Source organism: Sphingomonas sp. NFR04 (assembly GCF_900114095.1).
In the GTDB taxonomy this organism is placed as follows: domain Bacteria; phylum Pseudomonadota; class Alphaproteobacteria; order Sphingomonadales; family Sphingomonadaceae; genus Sphingomonas.
Map to the genome: position 1 here is coordinate 670,798 of NZ_FORV01000001.1, position 24,809 is coordinate 695,606.

Annotated in this window: 22 protein-coding genes; 12 read left to right on the forward strand and 10 right to left on the reverse strand. The window is 66.7% G+C overall.

From position 1 onward, the window contains the following. Positions 1–15: 15 nt before the first annotated feature. Positions 16–885 carry a UTP--glucose-1-phosphate uridylyltransferase GalU gene (gene galU, locus BM009_RS03005; protein ID WP_093293644.1) on the reverse strand — a complete coding sequence of 290 codons (870 nt, stop codon included), beginning with the start codon at positions 883–885 and terminating at the stop codon, positions 16–18. 113 nt (positions 886–998) lie between these two features. Between galU and wecB the strand changes: the two genes are divergently transcribed. The 3 genes from wecB to BM009_RS03020 all read left to right on the forward strand — a co-directional run bounded on the left by wecB (position 999) and on the right by BM009_RS03020 (position 4,259). Beyond that, positions 999–2,138 carry a non-hydrolyzing UDP-N-acetylglucosamine 2-epimerase gene (gene wecB / locus BM009_RS03010; RefSeq protein ID WP_093294598.1) on the forward strand — a complete coding sequence of 380 codons (1,140 nt, stop codon included), beginning with the start codon at positions 999–1,001 and terminating at the stop codon, positions 2,136–2,138. Positions 2,139–2,205: 67 nt separating this feature from the next. Further along, positions 2,206–3,504 (forward strand): UDP-N-acetyl-D-mannosamine dehydrogenase, encoded by a 1,299-nt coding sequence (gene wecC / locus BM009_RS03015; protein WP_093293647.1) that lies wholly within the window; start codon positions 2,206–2,208, stop codon positions 3,502–3,504. After that, positions 3,501–4,259, forward strand: coding sequence for a metallophosphoesterase family protein (locus tag BM009_RS03020; protein ID WP_093293649.1), 759 nt, complete (start codon positions 3,501–3,503; stop codon positions 4,257–4,259). Before wecC ends, BM009_RS03020 begins: the two co-directional genes overlap by 4 nt. Before the next feature lie 66 nt (positions 4,260–4,325). Here the strand turns inward: BM009_RS03020 and BM009_RS03025 are convergent, their stop codons facing one another. Beyond that, positions 4,326–4,913, reverse strand: coding sequence for an FKBP-type peptidyl-prolyl cis-trans isomerase (locus BM009_RS03025; RefSeq protein WP_093293651.1), 588 nt, complete (start codon positions 4,911–4,913; stop codon positions 4,326–4,328). An 87-nt stretch (positions 4,914–5,000) separates the two neighbouring features. Next, positions 5,001–5,207 (reverse strand): 30S ribosomal protein S21, encoded by a 207-nt coding sequence (rpsU, locus tag BM009_RS03030; protein WP_010545388.1) that lies wholly within the window; start codon positions 5,205–5,207, stop codon positions 5,001–5,003. Positions 5,208–5,429: 222 nt separating this feature from the next. On the opposite strand from rpsU, the gene BM009_RS03035 reads away from it, so the two are divergent. Both BM009_RS03035 and BM009_RS03040 read left to right on the forward strand, forming a co-directional pair. After that, complete coding sequence (locus tag BM009_RS03035) at positions 5,430–6,167, forward strand: response regulator (RefSeq protein ID WP_093293654.1); 738 nt, start codon at positions 5,430–5,432, stop codon at positions 6,165–6,167. After that, entirely contained in the window at positions 6,164–7,444 is a 1,281-nt protein-coding gene (locus BM009_RS03040; RefSeq protein WP_254772124.1) for an ATP-binding protein, read from the forward strand. The genes BM009_RS03035 and BM009_RS03040 overlap by 4 nt, the downstream gene beginning before the upstream one ends. A gap of 286 nt (positions 7,445–7,730) precedes the next feature. On the opposite strand, the gene BM009_RS22475 is transcribed toward BM009_RS03040, so the two are convergent. Then, a complete protein-coding gene (locus BM009_RS22475) occupies positions 7,731–7,880 on the reverse strand; it encodes a hypothetical protein (RefSeq protein ID WP_175487870.1) in 150 nt (49 codons plus the stop codon). Between the two features lie 24 nt (positions 7,881–7,904). On the opposite strand from BM009_RS22475, the gene BM009_RS03045 reads away from it, so the two are divergent. Both BM009_RS03045 and BM009_RS03050 read left to right on the forward strand, forming a co-directional pair. Beyond that, complete coding sequence (locus tag BM009_RS03045) at positions 7,905–8,756, forward strand: intradiol ring-cleavage dioxygenase (RefSeq protein ID WP_093294601.1); 852 nt, start codon at positions 7,905–7,907, stop codon at positions 8,754–8,756. 90 nt (positions 8,757–8,846) lie between these two features. Beyond that, positions 8,847–10,133: an MFS transporter gene (locus BM009_RS03050; RefSeq protein ID WP_093293656.1), complete on the forward strand. Its 1,287-nt coding sequence runs from the start codon at positions 8,847–8,849 to the stop codon at positions 10,131–10,133. Positions 10,134–10,136: 3 nt separating this feature from the next. On the opposite strand, the gene BM009_RS03055 is transcribed toward BM009_RS03050, so the two are convergent. From BM009_RS03055 to BM009_RS22085, 4 genes are all read right to left on the reverse strand, one after another. Continuing rightward, positions 10,137–10,523 (reverse strand): response regulator, encoded by a 387-nt coding sequence (locus tag BM009_RS03055; protein ID WP_093293659.1) that lies wholly within the window; start codon positions 10,521–10,523, stop codon positions 10,137–10,139. Between the two features lie 69 nt (positions 10,524–10,592). Further along, the gene (locus BM009_RS03060) at positions 10,593–13,052 is read right to left on the reverse strand and encodes an ATP-binding protein (protein ID WP_139216515.1); all 2,460 of its coding nucleotides are present in this window, start codon (positions 13,050–13,052) and stop codon (positions 10,593–10,595) included. Beyond that, the gene (locus tag BM009_RS03065; RefSeq protein WP_254772125.1) at positions 13,049–14,296 is read right to left on the reverse strand and encodes a putative bifunctional diguanylate cyclase/phosphodiesterase; all 1,248 of its coding nucleotides are present in this window, start codon (positions 14,294–14,296) and stop codon (positions 13,049–13,051) included. The genes BM009_RS03060 and BM009_RS03065 overlap by 4 nt, the downstream gene beginning before the upstream one ends. A 272-nt stretch (positions 14,297–14,568) precedes the next feature. Next, positions 14,569–14,886, reverse strand: coding sequence for a hypothetical protein (locus BM009_RS22085; RefSeq protein WP_139216516.1), 318 nt, complete (start codon positions 14,884–14,886; stop codon positions 14,569–14,571). Between BM009_RS22085 and BM009_RS03070 the strand changes: the two genes are divergently transcribed. The 4 genes from BM009_RS03070 (at position 14,879) to BM009_RS03085 (ending at position 19,860) form a co-directional block, all read left to right on the forward strand. Then, positions 14,879–16,195 (forward strand): UDP-glucose dehydrogenase family protein, encoded by a 1,317-nt coding sequence (locus BM009_RS03070; protein WP_093293664.1) that lies wholly within the window; start codon positions 14,879–14,881, stop codon positions 16,193–16,195. The two genes, BM009_RS22085 and BM009_RS03070, sit on opposite strands and share 8 nt — an antisense overlap. 115 nt (positions 16,196–16,310) lie before the next feature. After that, positions 16,311–17,231: a sulfate adenylyltransferase subunit CysD gene (gene cysD, locus BM009_RS03075; protein ID WP_254772126.1), complete on the forward strand. Its 921-nt coding sequence runs from the start codon at positions 16,311–16,313 to the stop codon at positions 17,229–17,231. Next, positions 17,231–19,144 carry a sulfate adenylyltransferase subunit CysN gene (gene cysN, locus BM009_RS03080; RefSeq protein WP_093293670.1) on the forward strand — a complete coding sequence of 638 codons (1,914 nt, stop codon included), beginning with the start codon at positions 17,231–17,233 and terminating at the stop codon, positions 19,142–19,144. The genes cysD and cysN overlap by 1 nt, the downstream gene beginning before the upstream one ends. Continuing rightward, entirely contained in the window at positions 19,141–19,860 is a 720-nt protein-coding gene (locus tag BM009_RS03085; RefSeq protein WP_254772127.1) for a 3'(2'),5'-bisphosphate nucleotidase CysQ, read from the forward strand. The genes cysN and BM009_RS03085 overlap by 4 nt, the downstream gene beginning before the upstream one ends. A gap of 297 nt (positions 19,861–20,157) precedes the next feature. On the opposite strand, the gene BM009_RS03090 is transcribed toward BM009_RS03085, so the two are convergent. Beyond that, entirely contained in the window at positions 20,158–22,950 is a 2,793-nt protein-coding gene (locus tag BM009_RS03090; RefSeq protein ID WP_093293676.1) for a TonB-dependent receptor, read from the reverse strand. Between the two features lie 231 nt (positions 22,951–23,181). On the opposite strand from BM009_RS03090, the gene BM009_RS03095 reads away from it, so the two are divergent. After that, a complete protein-coding gene (locus tag BM009_RS03095) occupies positions 23,182–24,399 on the forward strand; it encodes a histidine-type phosphatase (RefSeq protein ID WP_093293678.1) in 1,218 nt (405 codons plus the stop codon). Positions 24,400–24,436: 37 nt separating this feature from the next. Here BM009_RS03095 and BM009_RS22870 read toward each other — a convergent pair whose 3' ends face one another. Further along, entirely contained in the window at positions 24,437–24,754 is a 318-nt protein-coding gene (locus BM009_RS22870) for a hypothetical protein (protein ID WP_254772128.1), read from the reverse strand. Positions 24,755–24,809 lie beyond the last annotated feature (55 nt).

Here is a 24,809-nt window from a genome sequence, read left to right on the forward strand (position 1 = left end):
CACCGCCCGATAGACTCAGCCCAGCGCCTTCTGCGCGAAGGCGCGGACCGCCGGCTCGAGGTCCGGACGCGACAGCGCGACGGCGAGGTTGGCCTGGATGAAGCCGGCCTTGTCGCCGCAGTCGTAGCGGGTCCCCTGGAAGGTCACGCCGTGGAACGGCTGGTCGCCGATCATCTTCTGCATCGCGTCGGTCAGCTGAATCTCGCCGCCAGCGCCTTTGCCCTGGTTCTCCAGGATGCGCATCACCTCGGGCTGCAGAATATAGCGGCCGATCACCGACAGGTTTGACGGCGCGGTGCCCGGCGCCGGCTTCTCGACCAAGCCCTTCACTTCGGTGAGCGCACCGTCCTGGGTGCCCGGCGTGATGATGCCGTAGCGGTGGGTCTGGTCATCGGGCACTTCCTCGGCGCAGATCAGGTTGCCGCCGACCTTGTTATAGGCGTCGACCATCTGCTTCAGGCAGCCGGGCTGGCCGAACATGAAGTCGTCGGGCAACAACACCGCGAAGGGCTCGTCGCCGACGATGTCGCGGGCGCACCACACGGCGTGGCCGAGGCCCATCGGCTCCTGCTGGCGGACATAGGCGATGTTGCCCGGCTTCAGCCGCGTGCCGTCCAGCACCTCGAGCGACTTGCCGCGCGCGGCCATGGTCGCTTCCAGCTCATAGGCGATATCGAAATGGTCCTCGAGCGCGGACTTGCCGCGACCGGTGACGAAGATCATCTGCTCGATGCCGGCTTCCACCGCCTCGTCGACGGCGTACTGGATCAGCGGGCGGTCGACGACCGGCAGCATCTCCTTCGGCATCGCCTTGGTGGCGGGCAGGAACCGGGTGCCGAGACCCGCAACCGGGAACACGGCCTTACGCAGCGGCTTGATCGTCATAACCCCCCTCGTGGTTAATTTTGGGTGCAGTGCGGCATAACCTTATCCCGCGCGGGTGGCAAACGCGCGGGTTCCGTAATGGTTCGGTTAGGCAGTTACGCTAATCGATGAAAATGGCACAGGTCCGCAAAAAGCTGTTCGTCGTCTTCGGCACACGTCCCGAAGCCATCAAGCTGTTCCCGGTGATCCGCGCGCTGCAGAGCATAGCGGAATTCGAGGTCGTCACCTGCGTGACCGCGCAGCATCGCGGCCTGCTCGACCAGGTGCTGGCGATCGCCGGGATCACCCCGGACATCGATCTCGACCTGATGACCCCGGGCCAGTCGCTCGACGCGCTGACGGTGCGGCTGCTGACCGGCATCGGCGGCGCGCTCGATTCGGTGCGGCCCGACCGGGTGATTGTGCAGGGCGACACTGCCACCGCGATGGTAGGCGCGCTGGCCGCCTATTATCGCAAGATCCCCGTCAGCCATGTCGAGGCGGGGCTGCGCTCGGGCGACATCTACCAGCCCTGGCCGGAGGAAGTGAACCGTCGGATCGTCGCGCCGATCGCCGACCAGCATTTCGCCCCGACCGAGACCGCGGCCAACGCACTGCGCGACGAGAATGTGCCCGCCACCACGATCCATGTCACCGGCAACACGGTGATCGACGCGCTGCTCGCTACGCAAGAGCGGATCGCGGCTGCGCCCGACATGGCCGCGGGCCTCGATCCGATCGCCACGCGCTTCGCGGGCAAGCGAATCGTGCTCGTCACCACCCATCGCCGCGAGAATTTCGGCGGGGGCATGGCCGCGATCGCCGATGCACTTCGCCGCATTGCAGCACGACCCGACGTCGCCATCCTTTTTCCGGTGCACCCCAATCCCAATGTCGTCGCGGTGATGGATGCGGCGCTGGGCGACCAGCCCAACATCGCGCGGATCGATCCGCTCGATTACCCCCATTTCATCCGCGCGCTGGGCATGGCCGATCTGGTGCTCAGCGATTCGGGCGGGGTACAGGAAGAAGCCCCCGCGCTCGGCAAGCCGGTGCTGGTGATGCGCGAGACCACGGAGCGGCCCGAGGGCGTCACCGCCGGCACCGCGCGGCTGGTCGGCACCGATGCCGATCGCATCGTCGAGGAGGTCTCCCGCCTGCTCGACGACCGCGAGACCCATGCCGCGATGGCCCGCGCGCACAACCCGTTCGGCGACGGCCATGCCGCCGCCCGCATCGCCGACATCATCCGCGCGGGGTTCGGCCTCGCCTGAGCCGTCTTCCGATATTTTAACGCCTCTCTGCCATGGTCGCGGCTCCTGATTTCGCGCGGAGTTTGCGATGCTTGTCACCACGGAGCCGAAAGTCGCAGTGCTCGGCCTCGGCTATATCGGGCTCCCCACCGCAGCGGTGATCGCGCGGACCGGGGCGCAGGTGCTCGGCATCGATGTCGATGCGGGCGTGGTCGAGACCGTGAACTCCGGCCGGGTGCATATCGAGGAAATCGATCTTGACGGCCTCGTCTCGGGCGTGGTCGCGCGGGGCAATCTCCGCGCGGCGCTCGCGATCGAGCCTTCGGACGTCTTCGTCATCGCGGTGCCAACGCCGTTCGGCGCCAACCATGCGCCGGACATCGGCTATGTCCTGCAGGCGGCGACCAGCATCGCGACGGTGCTCAAGCCGGGCGACGTGGTGATCCTCGAATCCACCTCCCCCGTCGGCACCACCGAGAAGGTGGCCGAATTGCTCGCCCAGCTGCGTCCCGACCTCAAGATACCCGGGCAGAGCAGCGGCAGCGCGGACATCGCTATCGCCTATTGCCCGGAGCGGGTGCTGCCCGGCCGCATCCTGGTCGAGCTGATCGACAACGACCGGGTGATCGGCGGCATCACCCCGCGCTGCGCACGCAAGGCGCTGCATTTCTACCGCCGCTTCGTGCGCGGTGCCTGCGTCACCACCACCGCGCGGGCGGCGGAGATGACCAAGCTGACCGAGAATGCGTTCCGCGACGTCAACATTGCCTTCGCCAACGAACTGTCGATCCTGGCCGAGGGCATGGGCGTCGACGTGTGGGAGGTGATCCGCCTCGCCAACCGCCACCCGCGCGTCAACATCCTCTCGCCCGGCCCGGGCGTCGGCGGCCATTGCATCGCGGTGGACCCGTGGTTCCTGGTCCACTCGAATCCCGCGCAGAGCCCGCTGATCCGCACCGCACGCGAAGTGAACGACGGCAAGGTCATGCACACGATTGCCCGGGCCGATGCGCTGATCGCGCGGCTACCGGGCGCGCCGATCGCTTGCCTGGGCCTCGCCTTCAAGGCCAATATCGACGATTTCCGGGAGAGCCCCGCGCTCAAGGTGGCGCAAGCGATCGCCGAGCGGCATGGCCCCCGCGTCCGCATCGTCGAGCCCTATGCGCAGGCGCTGCCCCCTGCCCTTGCCGCGACGGGCGCATCGCTGACCGACATCGACAGCGCGATCGAGAGCTGCCCGATCTTCATCGTGCTGGTGGATCACGACCTGTTCAAGTCGGTGCCGATCGACGAGCGCGCGGGCAAGCTGGTCTACGACACGCGCGGCATCTGGCCGGACCAGCCCGCGCCGGAGAGCATCGCCGCCGGCCTGCGCCTCGCCGGGTGAACAGGCTCACCGCGCTGTTCCGCCGCGCCGAGCCGCCGGCCTATGCGCTGCCGGCCGACACCCGCGCCTATGCGATCGGCGATGCCCACGGCCGGCGCGACCTGCTCGACGCGTTGCTCGCGCGGATCGATGCGGAACGGGCCGCCGATCCCCGCCCCCGCGAGCATCTGATCCTGCTCGGCGACCTGATCGATCGCGGCCCGGACTCGCGCGGCGTGCTCGACCTGCTGCTCGAACGACAAGCCGCAGACCCGAGCCTGACGATCCTCGGCGGCAATCACGAGGCGATGCTGGTCGCGATGCTCGACGGCAATCTGCGCGATCTCGAAAGCTGGCTGCACTTCGGCGGGGAGGAATGCGCCGTCAGCTACGGGCTCGATCCGATCGCGCTGCTCGCCGATCCCGCAGAAGCGCCGCGGCTGCTCCGGGCAGCGATTCCCGACGCGCATGCGGCACTGCTCCGCGCGCTGCCCGACTCGCTCCGGGTCGGTGACGTGCTGTTCGTCCATGCCGGGATCCGGCCGGGCGTTGCGCTGGACGCGCAGGACCCGCAGGACCTGCGCTGGATCCGCGCGCCGTTCCTACGCAGCACCGCCGATCATGGCGTGCTCGTCGTCCATGGCCACACGGTCGTCGGCGAGCCCGAAATCCATCCGAACCGAATCGCAATCGACACGGGGGCCAGCGCCACCGGCCGGCTTACTGCGCTCTGCCTTGACGGCACCGAGCGCCGCTTCCTCGCCACCGCCGCCTGACGCGCACACGAAAAAGCCCGCGAGGATCACTCGCGGGCTTTTCGAACTACGGCAATCGGAAGCTGCTTACTGGGCCGGCGCTTCGCCTGCGCCCTGCGGCATGCCGCCACCCTGCTGCTGCTGCATCATCATCTGGCGGATGATCGCGGCAGGCACCAGTTCCTGCATGGTGACGTCGAAGATCAGCACCTGGTCGGACAGCTCGTTCTGCTGGCCGCCCTCGGCGCCGTAACCCAGCTTCGGCGGGAGCCAGAAGCGATAATGGGCGCCCTTCTTCATCAGCTTCACGCCCTCGGTGAAGCCCGGGATCATCGGCTGGCCAATCTGGAAGCGCATCGGCGTCTTCGGCTGGAATTCCTTGCCGCTGCGCAGCACGCCGCGGATCTCGGTGACGACACCATCCTGCTCGGCAGGGGTGGCGCCGCTTCCGGCCTCGATCACCTGATACTGCAGGCCCGACGGGGTGGTCTGGATGCCCGACTGGTTCTTGTGCCACGCCATGAACGCGTCGGCATCGAGATGCGACGCGGCGGGCGTGCGCGTGCCGGTCCAGGCAAGTGCGGCGGCGATAGCAGCCGCTGCCAGCACCCCCAACCAGATCCAGAGCTTGTAGCTGCCCTTGACGGGCTGGAGCGGAACGGCGGTCACCGACATGATCGGACTCCGGCGGGGAAGGCATCCCCGTTTATGTAGGAAACAGAAATAACGGCGCGCGCTGATTCAACGCGCGCCGGACAGGCCTCAACGGGCGCTGTCGCGCTCCATGCGCTTGCGCTCCAGCTTGCGGGCGCGACGCACGGCGGCGGCACGCTCGCGAGCGCGCTTCTCGCTCGGCTTTTCATAGTGACGGCGCAGCTTCATCTCGCGATAGACGCCTTCACGCTGCAGCTTCTTCTTGAGCGCCCGCAGCGCCTGGTCGACGTTGTTGTCGCGAACGATGATTTGCATAAAGTCGTACAGCTCCGATCAAACTCAATAGCAAGGGGCCGCCGAAACCAAAGGTACGGCGTCGAACGGGCCTCCTATCAGCGCCTGTTCGATTCTTCAAGCAAAAGCGTGCGTGGCGGCTGCCCGTCCGACGAATAGATTGGCCCCATCGCCGAAAACCGGATTACAGCAGATTGCAGCGCTGCAACCCGGCCGATAGGTTCGGGTCGCAATACCCACTTCATGATGCAGTCAGCCCCCGCATTGGACCTAGAGACCCGCCTCCTCATCGTCGACGACGATCCCGGCATCCGCGAGCTCACCGCCGCGTTCCTTGCGCAGCACGGCTATGCCGTCGACACGGCCGAGGACGCGACCACGATGCGCGCGGCGATCGCGGCCAACAGCTATGCGCTGGTGGTGCTCGACCTGATGATGCCTGGCGAGGACGGTCTCTCGATCCTGCGCACCATGGACCGCCAGGCAGGCCCCGCGGTGATTCTCCACTCGGTGCTGAGCGAGGATATCGATCGCATCGTCGGGCTGGAAATGGGTGCCGACGATTATATCGCCAAGCCCGCCAACCCGCGCGAACTGCTGGCGCGGATCCGCTCGGTGCTGCGTCGCGCCGTCGCCACGCCAGCCGTGACCGGCACGCTGGAGCGCAGCTTCCTGCGCTTCGCCGGCTGGCGGCTCGATCCGGTCGGCCGGCAGCTCTATGATCCCGAAGGCGTGCTGATCAACCTTTCGGACGGGGAGTTCCGGCTGCTGCTCGCGCTGGTCGAGCGCCCGCGCCGGGTACTAACCCGCGACGCCCTGCTCGATTATTCGCGCGGCGCGCATGCCGAGCATTTCGACCGCGCGATCGACGTGCAGATGAGCCGGCTGAGGAAGAAGCTCGCCCGTTCCGACGCCGACGAGCTGATCCGCACCATCCGCAACGAAGGCTATATGTTCGTCGCCGAGGTCTCCACCAAGTGATCGGACGCCCGGCATCGATCGTGGTGCCGATGATGCTGTTCGCCATCACCTCGGCGGCGGTGGTGATGCTGGTGCAGTTCGCCATGGTGTTTCGCGGCCCGCCCCCCGGCTTCGGCCCGATCCCGATCGCGCGCGTGGCCGATGCGCTGCGCAGCGGCCACGCGCCTGCGCGCATCCATGGCGAGGCGATTCATCTCTATTTCGCCGACACCGATCGCTTCGGCCGCAGCGACGAACGCGCCTTTCCGGAGCGCGACCAGGCGATCGCCGCGCTGATCCCTGCGCCGGCGGACAGCGTACGCGGCTATTATGAATGGCCGACCAGCGATCCCGACCAAGACATCCATGGCAGCTTCACGATCGGGCGGCGCACCGACAAGGGCTGGCTGGTCGCATCGGTCAGCCGGGCACCGACGCTGGGGCGCTGGCGAGTCGCGATCCTCCAATGGATGCTGCTCACGCTGGCTATCCTGTCGCTGCTCGCCTGGGCGGCGGCGCGGCGAATCTCTCGGCCGATCCGCCGGCTGGCAGAGGCGGCGAAGCGCGCGCGGCTCGGCGCACCCGAGGCGATCCCGCTCGACGGCCCGCGCGAGATTCGCGAACTCGGCCGCGCCATGGAGGCGATGCAGGCCCGCATCCTCCAACAGGCGGAGAACCGCACGGTGATGTTGGCAGCGATGGCCCACGATCTCGGCACGCCGCTCTCCCGCCTCGCCTTCTGGATCGAGCAGCTGCCCGATACCGCCCGCGAACGCGCGGTGGCCGATATCGGCGAGATGCGCGCGATGCTTGCCGCGACGCTGCGCTTCACCCGCGACGATCGCACGCATGGCGAGATGGTGCGGCTCGACCTGGGCACGCTGATCGACAGCCTGGCCGACGACCTGGCGACGGCGGGCACACCGGTGACGGTGGAGCCCGGCCCGCGCATGGTGCTGATCGGGGACGCGCAGGCGCTGCGGCGGCTGTTCGGCAACCTGATCGAGAACGCGGTCCGCTACGGCCATGTCGCGCGGATCAACTGGAGCATCCGGAGCGGGCACGGCGAGATCCACGTCGATGACGAGGGTCCCGGGTTCGATCTTTCGCGCGCCGAGAATCTGTTCGCGCCATTCGTGCGCGGTGAAAGCTCGCGCAATCGTGCGACGGGTGGCACGGGGCTGGGCCTGGCAATCGTGCGCTCGATCGTCGAACTCCACGGAGGCGAGGTGATGCTCGCCAACCGGCCCAGCGGCGCCGGTGGTCGGGTGCGGGTCCGCCTGCCGCTGGCAACCTGACCGCAACACGCCGTCACGCCGCGACATTGGCCGGCGACGTTCCTGCCCCAGGGTAAGCCCAAGCCGCAGCCCCAACGGCGGCTCCGCGTCGCGCGTACGGCTTTCCGCGCGATCGCAACTCCGCCTGCCGAGCGGCACGCCGCCCCCTGTGCGTGCCTTTCCGGCGGGCGGAGCTTTGCCGTACAGCCGGCCGATGGCCCCTGGTCGTGTCGGGCCCGCTTGGCCGCGGCATCCAGCTGCGGCGGATCCGCCAGCAAGCCCATGGAGCGCCAACCCGCATGACACCTCAACCGGCGGAGGGCATCATGCCATGGCTGTCGCTTGCAACATGAAGCAACAATGAAACCAGCGTGAAATCGGCATGAGATTTAGCCCGGGCACCTGATCCTTTCAGACAGGAGGGCAGGTTTTGAGCGATACCGATCAACACGATCACGGCCTCACGCAGGATCTGCGTGCCATGAACGCACTCGCCAGCAGGCGCCGCGCGCTTCGCTGGTTCACCGGCGCGGGCACGGCGGCCGTGCTGGCCGCATGCGACGGCGGCAGCAACGCCGCCGGCACCACCAGTGTCAGCGCCACACCGACGCCGACACCAACCCCGACTCCCACACCTACCCCCACGCCGACTCCGTCCGCCTCGAGCAGCGGCAGCTGCGTCGTGGACCCGACCGAGACGAACGGCCCCTACCCGGCCGACGGCACCAACACCGCCACGGGGCTCACCTCGAACGCGCTGACCGCGAGCAATGTCGTCCGCAGCGACATTCGTTCGAGCTTCATCGGCAGTTCGACGGCCGTCGCCGCCGGCGTCCAGCTGACGCTTACCTTGACGGTGGTGGACGTGAACACGGCTTGCGCGCCGCTGGCAGGCTATGCGGTGTACATCTGGCATTGCGACCGGGACGGAAAATACTCGCTCTATGATCTGCCGAGCGAGAGCTATCTGCGCGGAGTCGGCGTGACCGACGCCAACGGCCAGGTGCGCTTCACCACCATCTTCCCCGGCTGCTATGCCGGCCGCTGGCCGCACATCCATTTCGAGGTGTTCTCGAGCCTGGCGACCGCCACGAGCGGCCGCTACGCCACGCTGATCTCCCAGCTGGCGATGCCGGCTGAAACCTGCAGCACGGTCTACGCGTCGGCAACCGGCTACAGCTCGAGTCTGAGCAATCTGTCGGGCGTGTCGATCGCCCGCGACAATGTCTTCGGCGACAACAGTGCCGCTCAGATTGCCCAGCAGACACCCATAATGAGCGGCAGCATCGACGCCGGCTACACCGCGACCGCGGTGATCGGAATCGCGCGCTAGGCTTGCCGCGCGATCTGCGCCGCCAGCCGAGGGGCAGCATCCCCCTGCATGCGCCTTTCCGGCTGGCGGCGCTTTGCTATAGACCGGGGCATGGCCCATGCTCCCGATGCACCGCTCGATCGCGGCACCCGCCTTCGCTCAATCCTCGGCGGATCGGCGGGCAATCTCGTCGAATGGTATGACTGGTATGCCTATGCGGCGCTGGCGAGCTATCTCGCCCCGCATTTCTTCGCGCCCGGCACCGCGCAGGATCTGAACGCCTGGATCGTCTTCGCCATCGGCTTTTTCATGCGCCCGATCGGCGGCTGGCTGATGGGCGTCTATGGCGACCGGCACGGCCGCAAGGCAGGGCTGAGCCTGTCGGTGACGCTGATGTGCGCGGGTTCGCTGCTGATCGCCGCAACCCCGAGCTACAGCGCGATCGGCTGGCCGGCGACGGCGGCGCTGGTGATCGCGCGGCTGCTGCAGGGCCTGTCGCTCGGCGGCGAATATGGCGCCAGCGCCACCTATCTCTCGGAGATGGCGGGCCGGCGGCACCGCGGCTTCTTCTCCAGCTTCCAATATGTCACGCTGATCTCGGGCCAGCTTACCGCGCTGGTGGCGCTGCTCGCGCTGCAGGCGGTGCTGCCCGAAGGGAGCCTGCGCGAATGGGGCTGGCGGCTGCCCTTCGCGCTGGGCGGCGCACTGGCGCTGCTCGTCTACTGGCTCCGCCGCCGCCTTGCCGAGACCGAGAGCTTCGCCAGGCGCGACCGCAAGGCCGCCTCGGGTGGCTTGGCCCTGTTCCGCCAGCATCCGCGCGAGGCGATGCTGGTGCTGCTGCTCACCGCCGGCGGCACCCTCGCCTTCTACGCCTACACCATCTACCCGATTACCTTCCTCAAGAAGACCGCCGGCTTCTCCGATGCGGCTGCGACGCAGGTGAATGCGGCGGCGCTCTTTGTGTTCATGCTGGTCCAGCCGCTGGCCGGCGCGCTGTCGGATCGGATCGGCCGCAAGCCGCTGATGATCGGCTTCGGGGTGCTGGGCGTCTGCTGCACCTACCCGATCTTCGTGGCGATGGAGGGGGTGCGCGACGGGCTTTCGGCCTTCTGGCTGATGACCGCGGCGCTGCTGATCGTCACCGGCTACACCGCGATCAACGCGGTGGTGAAGGCGGAGCTGTTCCCCGCGCATATCCGCACGCTGGGCGTTGCCCTGCCCTATGCCATGGCCAACGCGATCTTCGGCGGCACCGCGCCCTCGGTGGCGCTATGGTTCAAGCAGGAAGGCTGGGAGCGCGGCTTCTACTGGTATGTCACCGCAATGATCGGCATCTCGCTGGTCACCTATGCGACGATGCGGGACACCGCCCGCACCAGCCGCATCGCCGAGGACTGAGGCTCAGGCGAGAATCGCGCCGCCGCGCTTTGCGAGCACCCGGCCGATTGCGTCGAACAGTGCGTCCATCGCCACCGGCTTGAACAGCACATCGTCCGCACCGGTCGCCAGACAGCGTTCGCGCAGGTCGAGCGCGGTATCGGCGGTCACGACGATGATCGGCAACTCGGCCTTGGCATCGGGACGCGCCCGGATCTGGCGAATCGTCTCGAACCCGTCGGTGCCGGGCATGCGCAGATCGACCAGGACGATATCGAAGGTCTCGCCATCGATTCGGGCGAGACCTTCTTCCGCCCAGGCGGCTTCGGCCATCGTCGCGCCAGCTACGTCGAGCATGTCCTTGACGACGCGCCGATTCATCGGATCGTCCTCGATGAACAGGACGTTCATCGACACTGGCCCTTCTGGGCAGAAACCGGCGTTCTGGCCACGTTGTGCATGTCTAGGTGTGTTATCGCCCTAAGCCGCCTGCGAGACAAGCGGGTCGTTCCCCAGTTTGTTCTTTTTCCGCGCGGACGCGGGCAGTGCCGCTGTTACCAATTCCGTCCCAGCCACCGGCTTTTCTATCACCTGTGTTAGGCCGGCGTCCAGAAATTGCGAATGTTGTTCGGCGTCCTGACCGCTCCAGAGCAAGGTAGTGCACAGATTGGGCTGTATCCTGCACAGGATAGCAATCCCCTCCACTAGATCTTGCGTTGGGGTGGCGAGTGCGGCTTCGTCAATCACCAGCGCATCGAACTGCTCCAATTCGAGTAGCTGCAGGGCTTCATCGCCGTCCTTGGCGAATCGGACGCGATCGACCTCGGCCTCGAACAGGGTCCGCAGCATCGCCCGGGTGATCGGATTGCGCTCTAGGATGAGCACGCCGGTACCTGCATCGGCAGCGCTGGGCAGCGCCGTCGGCGGCTCGGCACGGAGGAGCGGCAGGTCCAGCGTGAAGGTCGACCCCTCGCCCGGCGTGCTCGCCACGCGGATGACGCCACCCAGCGCCTCGGCGAGGTTGCGGCAGATGGTGAGGCCCAGCCCGGTACCGCCATATTGGCGCGTGGTGCTCGAATCCGCCTGGCGGAAGCTCTCGAAAATCTCGCCCAGCTTGTCCGCCGGAATGCCGATGCCGGTATCGGAGACCGCGATCCGCAGGCGTTCGCCGGCATCGCCTTCGCCCTGCACCGCCTCCGCTTTCAGCCCGATCGCGCCGGCCGAAGTGAATTTGAGCGCGTTCGACAGCAGGTTGAACAGCAGCTGCCGCAGCCGACTGGGATCGCTGACGATCCAGCCGGGCGCGCCGTCCAGCTGGACGTCGAAGGCGAGCCCCTTGGCGTGCGCCGGATCGGTCCACAGCCGCGCGACTTCCTCGGCGAGGGTGCGGAAGTCCATCGGCACGGGGTCGACGCTGAGATTGCCGCTCTCGATCTTGGCGACATCGAGAATGTCGTCGACCAGCGCCCGCATCGTCAGCCCCGCGCCCTGCACCACTTCCAGCCGCTCGCGCACGTCTCCGGCGATGGCGTCGTCCGCCAGCATCACCTGGGTCATGCCGAGGATGCCGTTCAGGGGCGTGCGGATCTCGTGGCTGGTGGTCGCCAGGAACTCGGTCTTGGCGCGCAGGGCCTTTTCGAGCGCGGCATTGGTGGAGGCGAGCACGCGGTTGGCCGCGCGCACCTGGTTGCGGCTGCGCCGGATGGTGAACAGCCCGACGCTGAGCAGCAGGATCACCACCAGGGTGGCGAGACCGAGCGAGAGGAACAGCACGCGCTGGAAATGTGCGGCCTTTTGCAGTTGCTCGGTCTTGAGCCGCTGGATGGTCAGTTCCTGGTTCGCATAGTCGAACCGGGCCGCCATCAGCGCGGCGCTGTTGGTGGTCGCCACCTTGGCCGCCTCGTCGCTCAGCCGCTTGAGCGCCTCGAGGTGCCGCAGCGCCAGCCGATCCTCGCCGAGCTTGCGATAGATAAGGTACGCGAACAGGTGCGGCGTGCGAAAATCCTGGGTGGTCGTCTTCAGGTCGATACCCTCGAACGTCTCCCCGATCAGTGCCGCCGCGCGCGGGAGATTGCCCTCGTCCTTCGCCAGCTTGGCGGCGGTTGACTTCAGCAGGCGCTCCAAGCCGCCCACATCGACCCCTTTGGCGAGCGCAAACGCGCGATCCAGCGTCGCATGCGCGTCACGCAGATCGCGCGCTTCGATCTGGCTTCGCGCCAAATTGTCCAGGATGCGCGCTTCCAGCACCGGCTTGCCGAGCTTCCGCGCCAGGCGCACGGCTTCGGTATACTCGGCATCGGCTTCGCGGTAGCGCTCCAGAATGAGCAGCACGTTGCCGCGACTGTTGTGCAGGCTGAGCGACAGAATGTCGTCTCCGCCATAGAGCAAGGACGCCTGCCGGAAATAGCGTTCGGCCCGGTGATCGTCGTGCGCGACCACATAGAGGGAGCCGATCGACTGAAGCGCCAGTGCCTGGCTGCGCACCTCGTGCAATTGTTCGAAGATGCGATAGGCGCGCTGGAATGCAGATAGCGCCTCGGCAGCCTGATCGCGCATCATGTACAGGTTGCCGAGCGAGAGCAGCAGATCGCCCTTAACCCGTACCGGTGCGGCGATCGGCGCGACCGCCCGTTGCGCTTCCTCGATCGAAGCGCGGGCCGCATTGATGTCGTCGGAGCGCAGCTGCAGCTCCGCACGCAGCCAAAGGGCGGTGCCGCGGATGAGCGCGCGCTGGCTGGGGTCGGAGGCTCGATCGGCGGCAGTGTTGATCCGGTCGATCAGCGGCTTCGGATCTGCCGATTGATCGACGATGCGATCGCGCGCCTGTGCCACGAGCCCCGCGACGTTGGACGGCAACTGCTGCGCATGCAGCGCTGCAGGCAAGGCGACGATCAGAAGTAGCGGGACAGCGCGAGCGATCAGGCGCCCGGAGCGGTTCACGCGCGCGTCCACGAACTTCCGGACCGGAGAAACACGGGACGGTTCGCCATGGTCTCGGCAAGCTGGTCCTGCTCGCCCAGATAGGTGCACAGCGCCGGAAACGGCACGGGACGCGAGATCAGATAGCCCTGCACCAGATCGCAGCCCATCACGCTCAGCAGGGCAAGCGCCGCCGGCGTCTCCACGCCCTCTGCGGTAACCTCCATCTCGAGGGCGTGCGCAAGATCGATGGTCGAGCGAACGATCAGCGGATCGCGATGGCTCGACGTCAGCTGGGTGATGAACATCTTGTCGATCTTCAGCTCCTTCGCCGGGAGCTGCTTGAGATAGGCAAGCGAGGAAAGGCCCGCGCCATAATCGTCGATCGCCAGCACCACGCCGTGGTCTGCGAACCGCTGCAGATGGCGGATGGCGCTCTCCGGGTCGCGGATCACGGCCGTCTCGGTGATCTCGAAACCAAGCTTCGCCGCCGAATTGGCAGTGATGATCTCGCAGACCTCATCGATGAAGCCCGCATTCGCGAGCAGCATGCCCGAGATGTTGAGGAACAGCGGAATATCGTGCCCGAGTGCCGCGAGCCGGCGCTGGTCGGCGATGACCTGGCGCAGCGTCCACAGCGTCAGCGGGCCGATCAGGCCCGAATCTTCCGCTGCCGCGATGAAGTCGCCGGGCATGATCAGGCCGCGCTCGGGATGCTGCCAGCGGATCAGTGCCTCGGCACTCGACACCTGTTGCTGGCGCACATTGATCTTGGGTTGGTAGTGAAGGAACATCTCGCCCGCCGCGATCGCGCGCGGCAGATCGGCGATGAGCGTCAGGCGATCGACCGCGTGGTCGGCCAGCGACAGGTCGATCATCTCGAACCCGCCGGCTTCGCCCGCGCGATCAAGAGCGATTTCGGCGACCTCGAGCAGACGCAGCGTGTCGCCTTCCTCAACAGCGGCACAGGCCGCCCCGACCGCGAATTCCAGCCGCACCTCGGGCAGGGCATCCCGCTGGTGCGCGTCGAGCGCCTGTCGCAGCGACCGCAAGCGCGCCGTGGCTTCCTCGCCATGCGCGGCGGCGAGCTGGAACTCGATCAGATCCCGGCCAAGGCCCACCAGTTGAACGTCCGGCGCATGCGCAACGATTCGCGCTGCCAACGCCTCGGCGGCGAAATGCAGTCCATTTTTGCCGAGGATGCGGCGCGCTGTCTCGAAATTGGTCACGCGGCACAATGCCGACACGTTCAAGCCTTGGCTCACCGAATGCCCTCCCGCCGCCTGCTCGGCCACACACCGAATAAAGGACAGATTCGCGAAAAACTACTGGTTGATGCGCAAACCAGCCAAAAACCGGCATTTTTTACGGCTTTACACCGCCTGCCGACCCCTAGCTGATCCCTGCGGACCCGCCCCGAACCGTTGGACGAACAGGATTACGAAAGGCGATTGAAGAAAAGGTAAACGAGAACTTGCACATATGCGCAGCTCTCACCCTCCGCAGAATCCCCGATTGCGGAAAAGTAAATTTTTCATTAACGAAATGACTTGCGCGGAACAGCGCAGAAATGGGAGCCAAAAAAATGAAGTTCTTCACCCTCTTCTTCCGTGATGGCGTCGGCGGCACCGAGATCCGCCCGCTCTGAATTCAACCCCGTGGCAGCCGGCGCCGCGAGGTAGCCGGCTGACATTAACCAGGAAAAAGGCCTGCCCCCGCAGGCCTTTTTCTTTTGCGGCCAACGGCCTGACGCAATTGCTGCACTGCGGTGGGTTGCGGTCGCGGCAGGTTCGGTTAAGAGCTTCGTCGGACCGCTGGAAACAGCACTTTCGGCACAGGGGAAAATCGTGCGCATTGCGATGATCGGCACGGGCTATGTGGGCCTGGTATCTGGAGCCTGCTTCTCTGACTTCGGCCACGAAGTCATCTGCGTGGACAAGGACGCGCGGAAGATCGAGCTGCTCCACCAGAATGTGATGCCCATCTACGAACCGGGCCTCGATGCCCTGGTCGCCAGCAACGTGAAGGCGGGCCGCCTCTCGTTCACGACCGACCTGGCCGAAGGGGTGAAGGATGCCGATGCGGTGTTCATCGCCGTCGGCACGCCCAGCCGCCGCGGCGACGGCCATGCCGATCTCTCCTATGTCTTCGCTGCAGCGCGGGAGATCGCGGAGAATCTCACCAAGCCGAGCGTGATCGTCACCAAGTCGACCGTGCCCGTCGGCACCGGCGACGAGGTCGAGCGGATCCTTGCCGAGGTCGCCCCGAACAGCGGCGCCAAGGTCGTCTCCAATCCCGAGTTCCTGCGCGAAGGCGCGGCGATCGAAGACTTCAAGCGCCCGGACCGCGTCGTCGTCGGCACCGATGACGAGTTCGCCCGCCAGGTGATGCGCGAAATCTATCGCCCGCTCTCGCTCAACCAGTCGGCCCCGGTGCTGTTCACCGGCCGCCGCACCTCCGAGCTGATCAAGTACGCGGCCAACGCCTTCCTCGCGGTGAAGATCACCTTCATCAACGAGATCGCGGACCTGTGCGAGCAGGTGGGCGCGGACGTGCAGGAAGTGTCGCGCGGCATCGGCATGGACAACCGCATCGGCGGCAAGTTCCTCCATGCCGGCCCGGGCTATGGCGGCTCGTGCTTCCCCAAGGACACGCTGGCGCTGATGAAGACCGCGGCCGACAACGAGACGCCGCTGCGCATCGTCGAGGCAACGGTGCAGGTGAACGACGCCCGCAAGCGCGCGATGGGCCGCAAGGTTATCAAGGCGATGGGCGGCGACGTGCGCGGCAAGACCGTCGGCATCCTCGGCCTGACCTTCAAGCCGAACACCGACGACATGCGCGACGCGCCCAGCCTCTCGATCATCGCGGCGCTGCAGGATGCAGGGGCGACGGTGAAGGCCTATGATCCCGAGGGCGTCGAGCAGGCGAGCAAGATGCTCACCGACGTCGAGTTCGTCGAGAATCCCTATGCCGCGGCCGAGGGCTCCGACGCGCTGGTGATCGTCACCGAGTGGGACGCGTTCCGCGCGCTCGACCTCACCCGCATCAAGAACAGCCTCAACAGCCCGGTGCTGGTCGACCTGCGCAACATCTATCCGCCGGCCGAGCTCGAACGCGCCGGCCTGCAGTACACCGGCGTCGGCAAGCCGAGCCACGACTGATCCGCCTACCCGCTCCCGCTGATCGGCGGGAGCGGGTATGCCGCCCTAAACAATAACTAGATCGCGCGGACGCCCGGGGCTTTTTACATCCCCCACCATGCTGCAAACGAGCGCCATGGATTCCGCCACCGCATCGCCCGCCCCGCTGACCCATCTCCAGCGGCTCGAGGCCGAGAGCATCCACATCCTGCGCGAAGTCGTCGCCGAGGCCGAACGGCCGGTGATGCTCTATTCGATCGGCAAGGACAGCGCGGTGATGCTCCATCTCGCGCGCAAGGCCTTCTATCCCGCGCCCCCGCCCTTCCCGCTGCTCCATGTCGACACGACCTGGAAGTTCAAGGCGATGTACGAACTGCGCGAGCGCGCGGCGGCCGCGGCGGGCATGGAACTGCTCGTCCACCAGAATCCCGAGGCCAAGGCACGCGGGATCAACCCGTTCGACCATGGCGGGCTCCACACCGATCTGTGGAAGACCGAGGGGCTGAAGCAGGCGCTCGACAAATACGGCTTCGATGCAGCATTCGGCGGCGCGCGGCGCGACGAGGAGAAGAGCCGCGCCAAGGAGCGCATCTTCAGCTTCCGCACCGCCAGCCATCGCTGGGATCCGAAGAACCAGCGCCCCGAGCTGTGGCGGCTCTACAATGCCCGCAAGGCCAAGGGCGAGAGCATCCGCGTCTTCCCGCTCTCCAACTGGACCGAGCTCGACATCTGGCAGTACATCCTGGCCGAGAATATCGAGATCGTGCCGCTCTATTTCGCAGCCCCCCGCCCGACGGTCGAGCGCGACGGCATGCTGCTGATGGTGGATGACGATCGCTTCCGGCTGCACCCCGGCGAAGTGCCGGTCAAGCGCTCGATCCGCTTCCGCACGCTCGGCTGCTACCCGCTCACCGGCGCGGTGGAGAGCAATGCCGACACGCTAGAGAGCGTGATCCAGGAAATGCTGCTCACCACCACCAGCGAGCGCCAGGGCCGCGCGATCGACCACGACCAGGCCGCCAGCATGGAGAAGAAGAAGCAGGAGGGGTATTTCTGATGACCGCCTATCGCCCCGATGCGCTGATCGCCTCCGACATCTCGGCCTATCTCGAACTGCACCAGACCAAGTCGCTGCTGCGCTTCCTCACCTGTGGCTCGGTCGACGACGGCAAGTCGACGCTGATCGGCCGCCTGCTCTACGATTCGAAGCAGATCTTCGAGGACCAGCTTTCCGCGCTGGAGAACGATTCCAAGCGCGTCGGCACCCAGGGCCAGGCGATCGATTTCGCGCTGCTGGTGGACGGCCTCGCCGCCGAGCGCGAGCAGGGCATCACAATCGACGTCGCCTACCGCTTCTTCGCGACCGAGAAGCGCAAGTTCATCGTCGCCGATACGCCCGGCCACGAGCAGTATACCCGCAACATGGTCACCGGCGCCTCGACTGCCGACCTCGCCGTGATCCTGATCGACGCGCGCAAGGGTGTGCTGACCCAGACCCGGCGGCACAGCTTCCTCGCGCACCTGCTCGGCATCCGGCATCTGGTGGTGGCGGTGAACAAGATGGATCTGGTCGACTATGACCAGGGCGTGTTCGAGCGGATCGTCGACGACTATGCCGAATTCGCCCAGTCGATCGGCATCCAGGATTTCACGCCGATCCCGATCTCGGGCTTCCAGGGCGACAATGTCACGACGCGCAGCGATGCGATGCCGTGGTTCAGCGGACCGGTGCTGCTCGACCATCTCGAAAGCGTCGAGGTCGACGCCGACATCGATCGCATCAAGCCGTTCCGCATGCCGGTGCAATGGGTCAACCGCCCCAATCTCGACTTCCGTGGTTTCGCCGGAATAATCTCCGGCGGCACGATCCGGCCAGGCGACCCCGTGCGCATCCTGCCCTCGGGGCGAACCAGCACCGTCGCGCGCATCGTCGCGATGGGCGGCGACAAGGAGGTGGCGGTAGCCGGGGAATCGGTCACCCTCACGCTTGCCGACGAAGTCGATTGCTCGCGCGGGGACGTGATCGCGACCGCCGATGCGCCCCCGCAGGTCGCCGACCAGTTCAAGGCAACCATCGTCTGGATGGACCCGGCCGAGCTGCTGCCCGGCCGCGCCTATTGGCTCAAGCTCGGCACGCAGACGGTCAGCGCGGTGATCCGCGCCCCCGAATATGCGATCGACGTCAACACCATGGCACGCGCGCCGGCCAAGACGCTGGCGCTCAACGACATCGGTGTCGCCGAGGTCGCCACCGACCGGGCGATCGTCTTTGAGCCCTATGCCGGAAGCCACGATCTCGGCGGATTCATCCTGATCGACAAGCTGACCAATGCCACGGTCGGCGCCGGCATGCTCGATTTCGCGCTGCGCCGGGCGCAGAACGTCCATTGGCAGGCGGTGGAGATCACCCGCGAGGCGCATGCCCAGCAAAAGGGCCAGCAGCCGCGCCTTCTCTGGTTCACCGGCCTGTCGGGTTCGGGCAAGTCGACCATCGCCAACCTCGTCGAGAAGAAGCTGCACGCGCTGGGCAAACACAGCTTCCTGCTCGACGGCGACAATATCCGCCACGGGCTCAACCGCGATCTCGGCTTCAGCGATCAGGACCGGGTGGAAAATATTCGCCGGATCGGCGAAGTTGCCAAGCTGATGACCGATGCCGGCCTGATCGTGCTCACCGCCTTCATCTCGCCCTTCCGCGCGGAGCGGGCGATGGTGCGATCACTGCTGCCGCACGGCGAGTTCTTCGAGATCTTCGTCGACACGCCGATGGAGGAGGCCGAGCGCCGCGACGTGAAGGGGCTCTACAAGAAGGCGCGCGCCGGCGAGATCGCCAATTTCACCGGCATCTCCAGCCCGTACGAGCCGCCGCTGGCGCCCGAGATCCGCATCGACACAACCCGCACGAGCCCCGAGGAAGCGGCCGAGCAGATCGTCGAGGCGATCATGGGCGTGTGGAGCCCGATGCTGTGAACGACGCCCAGCTCGCCCATGCCATTGCCGAGGAAGCCGGTGCCCTGTTGCTGCGCATCCAGGGCGAGTGCGCGGGCGGCGCGCGCGGGGATGCGGAGGCGAACACGCTCATCCTCGGTCGCCTGCGCGCCGCGCGGCCCGACGACGCGATCCTCTCCGAGGAATCCGCCGACGATCCCGTTCGCCTCGGCCGCAGCCGAGTGTGGATCATCGATCCGCTCGACGGCACCCGCGAATTCGCCGAGCGACGCGAGGACTGGGCGGTGCACGTCGCGCTCGCCATCGACGGCGCGCCCGCGGTGGGCGCCGTCGCCCTGCCCCGGCTGGGCCTGACGCTCGCGAGCGATACGCCGCCTGCCCTGGCCACGCCACAGCAGCCGCCGCGCATGCTCGTCAGCCGCACCCGCGCCAGCCAGCTCTGCGCCGAGGTCGGCAGCTCGATCGGTGCGGTGCATGTCGGCATGGGCTCGGCAGGGGCCAAGGCAATGGCGGTGGTCCGCGGCGAGGCGGAAATCTACCTCCATTCGGGCGGCCAGCACCAATGGGACAATTGCGCGCCGGTGGCGGTCGCACTGGCGGCGGGGCTGCACGCCTCGCGCATCGACGGCAGCCCGATCATCTACAACCAGGCGAGCACCAGCGTGCCCGATCTGCTGATCTGCCGCCGCGAATGGGCCGAGCCGGTGCTGGCGGCGGTTGCCGACTGCAATCGTTAGCATCGTTGAGAAAGCGTTACGGACAAACCCGGATGGGACTCGTCCCGAATGGCCGGGATCGGCCTCAGCGGCTAACTAGAGGGCACGCGAACGGCAGCGCTTCCCCCCGCTTCCTTCGCCGGTAACTGCGTATCGGCCAGCCCTGAACTGACGCAGGGCGCAGCCATTTTGGAACAAGTCGGCGCACCGCGAACCGATCCCCCCGTGGGCGCGCCGACTTGTTTTCCGAGTGTGAGAGTATTGCTTGCGCATGACAGGCCGGTCCGCTTCCCTCCCTTGGCGGACCGGCCTTTTCGTTCAGAACGCGTAGGACAGGTTGAGCATATAGGTGCGCCCCACCTCGACATAGCCGCCCTTGCGATCCACTGAGAGCAGCGCCTTGCCGACCCCCGCCGTCGCCCAATAGCTATGTGAATCGAGCAGGTTCTGCACCGATACGCCGGCGGTGAGATGCTGGTTCACCGTGTAGCTGAGGATCGCGTTCATCGTGGAGACCGGCTGGACATAGGTGTCCGGCTGGGACGAGCGCAGGTCGTACAGCTTGTTGCCGGTGTAGGCGTAGTTCAGCGCGGCGTTGAACCCGCCATGCGTCCAGAACAATTCGGTGTTGAACATCACCTGCGGTGCCTGCGGCATGCGCTGGCGGCGATAGGCGTTCGACACGTACACCGTCGCATCCGCGCGCTGCAGCGTGATATTGCCCTGGAAGCCCAGGCCGTCGAGCATCCCCGGCAGGCCCTTCAGGCTGTACCGCGCGAACAGCTCGACGCCGTAGACGCTGCCCTTGCCGCTGGTATCGAGCGTCTCGATCTCGACCCCGTCGGGCGAGAGCTGGCTGTTCGGCGAGGTCCACACGTTGAGGTCGCCGGCGGCGTTGGTCGAGCCGGTCGAGAACATCACATGGTTCAGGCGCTTATAGTAGAGCGACGCCGAGAACAGGTCGGTGCCCGCGCCCTTGTGCTCGATCGAGGTATCGACGTTCCACGCTTCGACCGTGTCGAGATTGGGGTTCGGCACGAAGATCGAGGTGATCTTGCCGCTGTCGTCGCGCGAGACGCTGGTCGGCCCAAGCAGCAGGTCGAACGCCGGGCGCGAATAGCTCTTGCGCACCGAGAAGCGGTACACGGTGTTCTCGCTCGGGCGGTAGGAGGCGATCAGGCTCGGCAGCCACTCGTCATAGCTGCGGGCGCTGGTGGTGAAGCCCGACGTCGTGCCATTGTCCTGCCAGTAGCGGCCCTGGAACCAGTTGTGCTCGTAGCGAAGGCCGGGGGTGATCGTCAGGCCGCCGAACGCGAAGTTGGCGAGCACATAGCCGCTGGCGCGGTGCTCCTTGCCGTCGAGGCGGTTCTGTTCGAGCAGCACCGGATCGATGCTGGCGAGCTTCGAGAGCGACAGCTTGGCGTTCTGCGCCTCGATCCAGGCGTGATCGGGGATGTAGAACGGCACCTGCACGTCGTTCATGAAGCCGTTCAGCCGCTTGCCCGGCACTGATGTGAGCTTGGTAATGTTCGGGTCGGTGGCGGTGAAGTCATATTCCAGCGCGCCGTCGTCGCCGAGGCTGTTCGAATAGCGCTTGGAGGCTTCGTACTTGCCGCCCGCCTGAATCGAGGACAGCCCGCGATCGCCGAAGCGCCAGGTGCCGTCCAGCCGGCCCTCGAGCTTCGATTCCCACGAATCCTCGAACTGCGCCGTGGTGTAGGCCTGGGCGAAATTGTCGAGGTTGGTGATGGTGTTGCGGGCGTCGTCGGTCAGCACCACCTGCGGGTTGGTGCGGTCGGCCAGCCCGGTGATCAGCTTGTAGGTGGCCGGACCCGTCGCGTTCACGCCGATATAGGTCGGGCTGCCCCACTTGGCCTGGATGCGCAGCGGATAGCTGGTCGCACCGCGCGAATAGGCGCCGTTATAGTCGAGCGTCAGGTCGCCCAGCCGGCTCTCGCCGCCGATCTTGGTGGTGAACAGCCGCTGGTTGCTGTGCTCGGTACGGAAGTAATTGGTGCCGCCCAGGCCGTAGAGTGCCAGATAGCCCGCCGCGTCATAGTTGGAACCCAGCGGGTTGCCGGTGTTGGGGTTGGTCTGGCCGGCGGTGAGGCCCACGCTGCGCGCGGCGGTCTGGTCCATCCAGTCCTTCAGGCGATACTCGCCATAGGTGGTGCGGGCGTAGAGATCGGTGCTGTCGCCCTTCCACTCCAGGTTCACCGTGCCGCCGAAGCGCTCGATCTTGTTCTGGAAGATGTTCCACTCGACGCCGACGGGCACCGCATTGGCGAGGTTGTCGCGCACCGCGCCGGGCAGATTGCCGTTCTGCTTGGTGTAATCCTTGTGGATAGCGACCGACTCGCTGAAGATGTTCTTCTTGCCGTAATAGCCCGAAGCATAGATCCCGAAATTGCCGAAGCGCTGCGCGGTTTCGAGCGCGATCGTGCCGCCCCAGGGATCCTGGTCGCGGGCGGCGGCGCGGCCGGCGATCTGGCCCTGCGCGCGGATCTGGAAATGGTGCGCGCCGAAGTCGAACGGCGAGGCGGTGCGCAGGTCGATCACGCCGGCAATGGCGTCGCCGTCCTGCGCCGCGGTCGGCGCCTTGTCGACGCGGACTTCGGAGAGCGCGAAGGGCGACAGCAGGTTCATCGAGATGGCGCGGGTGCGCGCATCGGTCTGCGCCAAGCGGACACCGTCGAGTTCATAGGCGTTGTACGCAGTGTCCAGGCCGCGGATCGAGAGATACTGCGCCTCGCCGGTCGAGGCGGCGTTGCGCGACTGGTCGACCGAGGAACTGACGCCCGGCAGGCGGGTGAGCAGATCGGCCAGGTTCTGCTGCGGCTGCGCGCGCAGTTCCTCGCCCGAGACGATGGTGACGAGCGAGGCGTTCTTCACCTGCTCGTCCTGCACCGTCTTGATCGCCGCGCGCTGGCCGGTGACGACGATCGTGTCGCCGTCGCGCGTCTGATCGTCCGTGTCCGATCCGGGGATGTCCGACGCGGCGGCCACGACGGCGTCCTCGCGCGGCGTGGCGGCCCATGCCTGGCCCTGTGCGATGAGTGCGACCATGCCCCCGCCCAGGAGCAGCGCGGTGCGCTTGTTCCAGTTTCCCATTGGTATGTCCTTCGCTGGATATTGGTGCCAGCCTGTTCCGGCTGGTCGCTGCCGCCGCTAGCCTTGGCCCGCGGCAATTCGGCGTAGCGTCCGTGGCAATTTCAGTGTCTTGAAATTACAAATTTGCTGCAGCGCAGAACAAGGCTCGGAAATCGCGGAGATAATACCAATTATTAAATTGGTGTTCTTTTTCGTCACACAGCTTTCATGCGGGCCGGATAGCGTCCCCCGATGATCACGGTTCCTTTCGCGCGTACGGCCGCACTTGCCGCGCTCACCATGGTTCCCGCCCTCGCGCAGGCGACGCCGCCGAAGCCTCCCAAGGTAGAGCGGCTGGTGCTGCTGATGCGCCACGGCGTGCGCGCGCCGCTCGGCGGCGAGGTGCCGCCCGCGACGCGCACCGGCCAGCCCTGGCCGCGCTGGGACGCGCCGGCAGAACAGGTGACGCCGCACGGCGCTGCCGCGCTCCGTGCGCTCGCCAAGGCCGACCGGCGGTGGTTCGCCGCCGCCGGGCTGGTCGCCGCGAACGGCTGCCCCGATCCTGCCGCGCTCCGGCTCTGGACCAACAGCTCGCCGCGGACGATCGCCAGCGGCGAGGCCTATGCGGCGGGCTTCGCGCCTGGCTGCGAGATCACGGTGGGCCACAAGCCCGAAGGCACCAACGACCCGACCTTCGAGCCGCTGGGCGCGCATCCCGCCGCCTTCGACGCGAACCGCGCGGTGGAGTCGATCAACCGCTACACCGGCGGGGCCGAGGCGCTGACCCGGCGCCACGCCGCAGGGCTCGCGCTGCTGGAGCAGGTGCTCGCCTGCCCCGCCGCGCCGTGCAGCCCGGTGGAGCCCTCGTCGGTCCGCGCGAGCGCGGATGGCCACGGGATCGACCTCAAGGGCCCGATCCGCGCCGCCTCGGGCACCGCGCAGGTGCTGATGCTGCAATATTTGGAGGGCATGCCGCTCGCGCAGGTGGGCTGGGGCCGCGCGACGCCGGCGCGGCTGGAGGCGCTCGGCGCGGTGCATGGCGCGCTGTTCGACGTGTTCAGCCGCCCGCCCTATATGGCAGCATTCCAGATGGCGCCAACGGTCGACCGCATCACCGCGGACCTGACCAGCGCGACGGCACCCAAGCTGGACGTGCTGATCGGCCACGACACCAATGTCGCGGCGCTGGCGGCGGTGCTGGGCGTGCCGGTCAAGGCGCCGGGCTTCGCGACCAACGACCCTTCACCGGGCGGCGGCATCGCCATTGCGCTGGTGCGGGGACCGAACGGCCGCCCGGCGGTCCGCCTCTGGTACCGCAGCCAGAGCGCCGCCGACATGCGCGCGGCGCGGGATCGGACGGTGTGGACACCGCTGCGGCTGCCGGGCTGTGACGAGGGTGCCGAGCATCGCTGTGCATTGCCGAAGTTCCTGAAGCGATTGAAGGCGGCGACTGCGCCTGCCCGAAAGTGAATGGAAGGCGTCCGCTTTCGCCCAGAAGCGGCCGTTCCTATAACCGAACTTCCTGCACGAGATTCCCGCGTTCAAGCTCCCAAGTATGCGCCATATTCAGCACATCATCGAACGGCTCATCGGGGTGGGAAGTAGTACACAGGAAGCGGCCCGGGTTGCCGCCGTCCCCTGTAACGAGCCAGTCGATTGTTTCCTCTAGCTCCGTACACCCGGGGCCGACGATGGCCAGTAACGACACACCATCAGCGAGACACTGCTCTACGAATGCTGCCAGTCGGCGCTCGTCCTTCACGGGACTGTGCAGGATGATCTTGCTCGCGAGCGACATTGCCGGGAGGTTAAGCAACAGGCTCAACTTCTGCAATCCACCAAGTGTCGACATTCCAACGCTACCGTTCGAATGGACGACA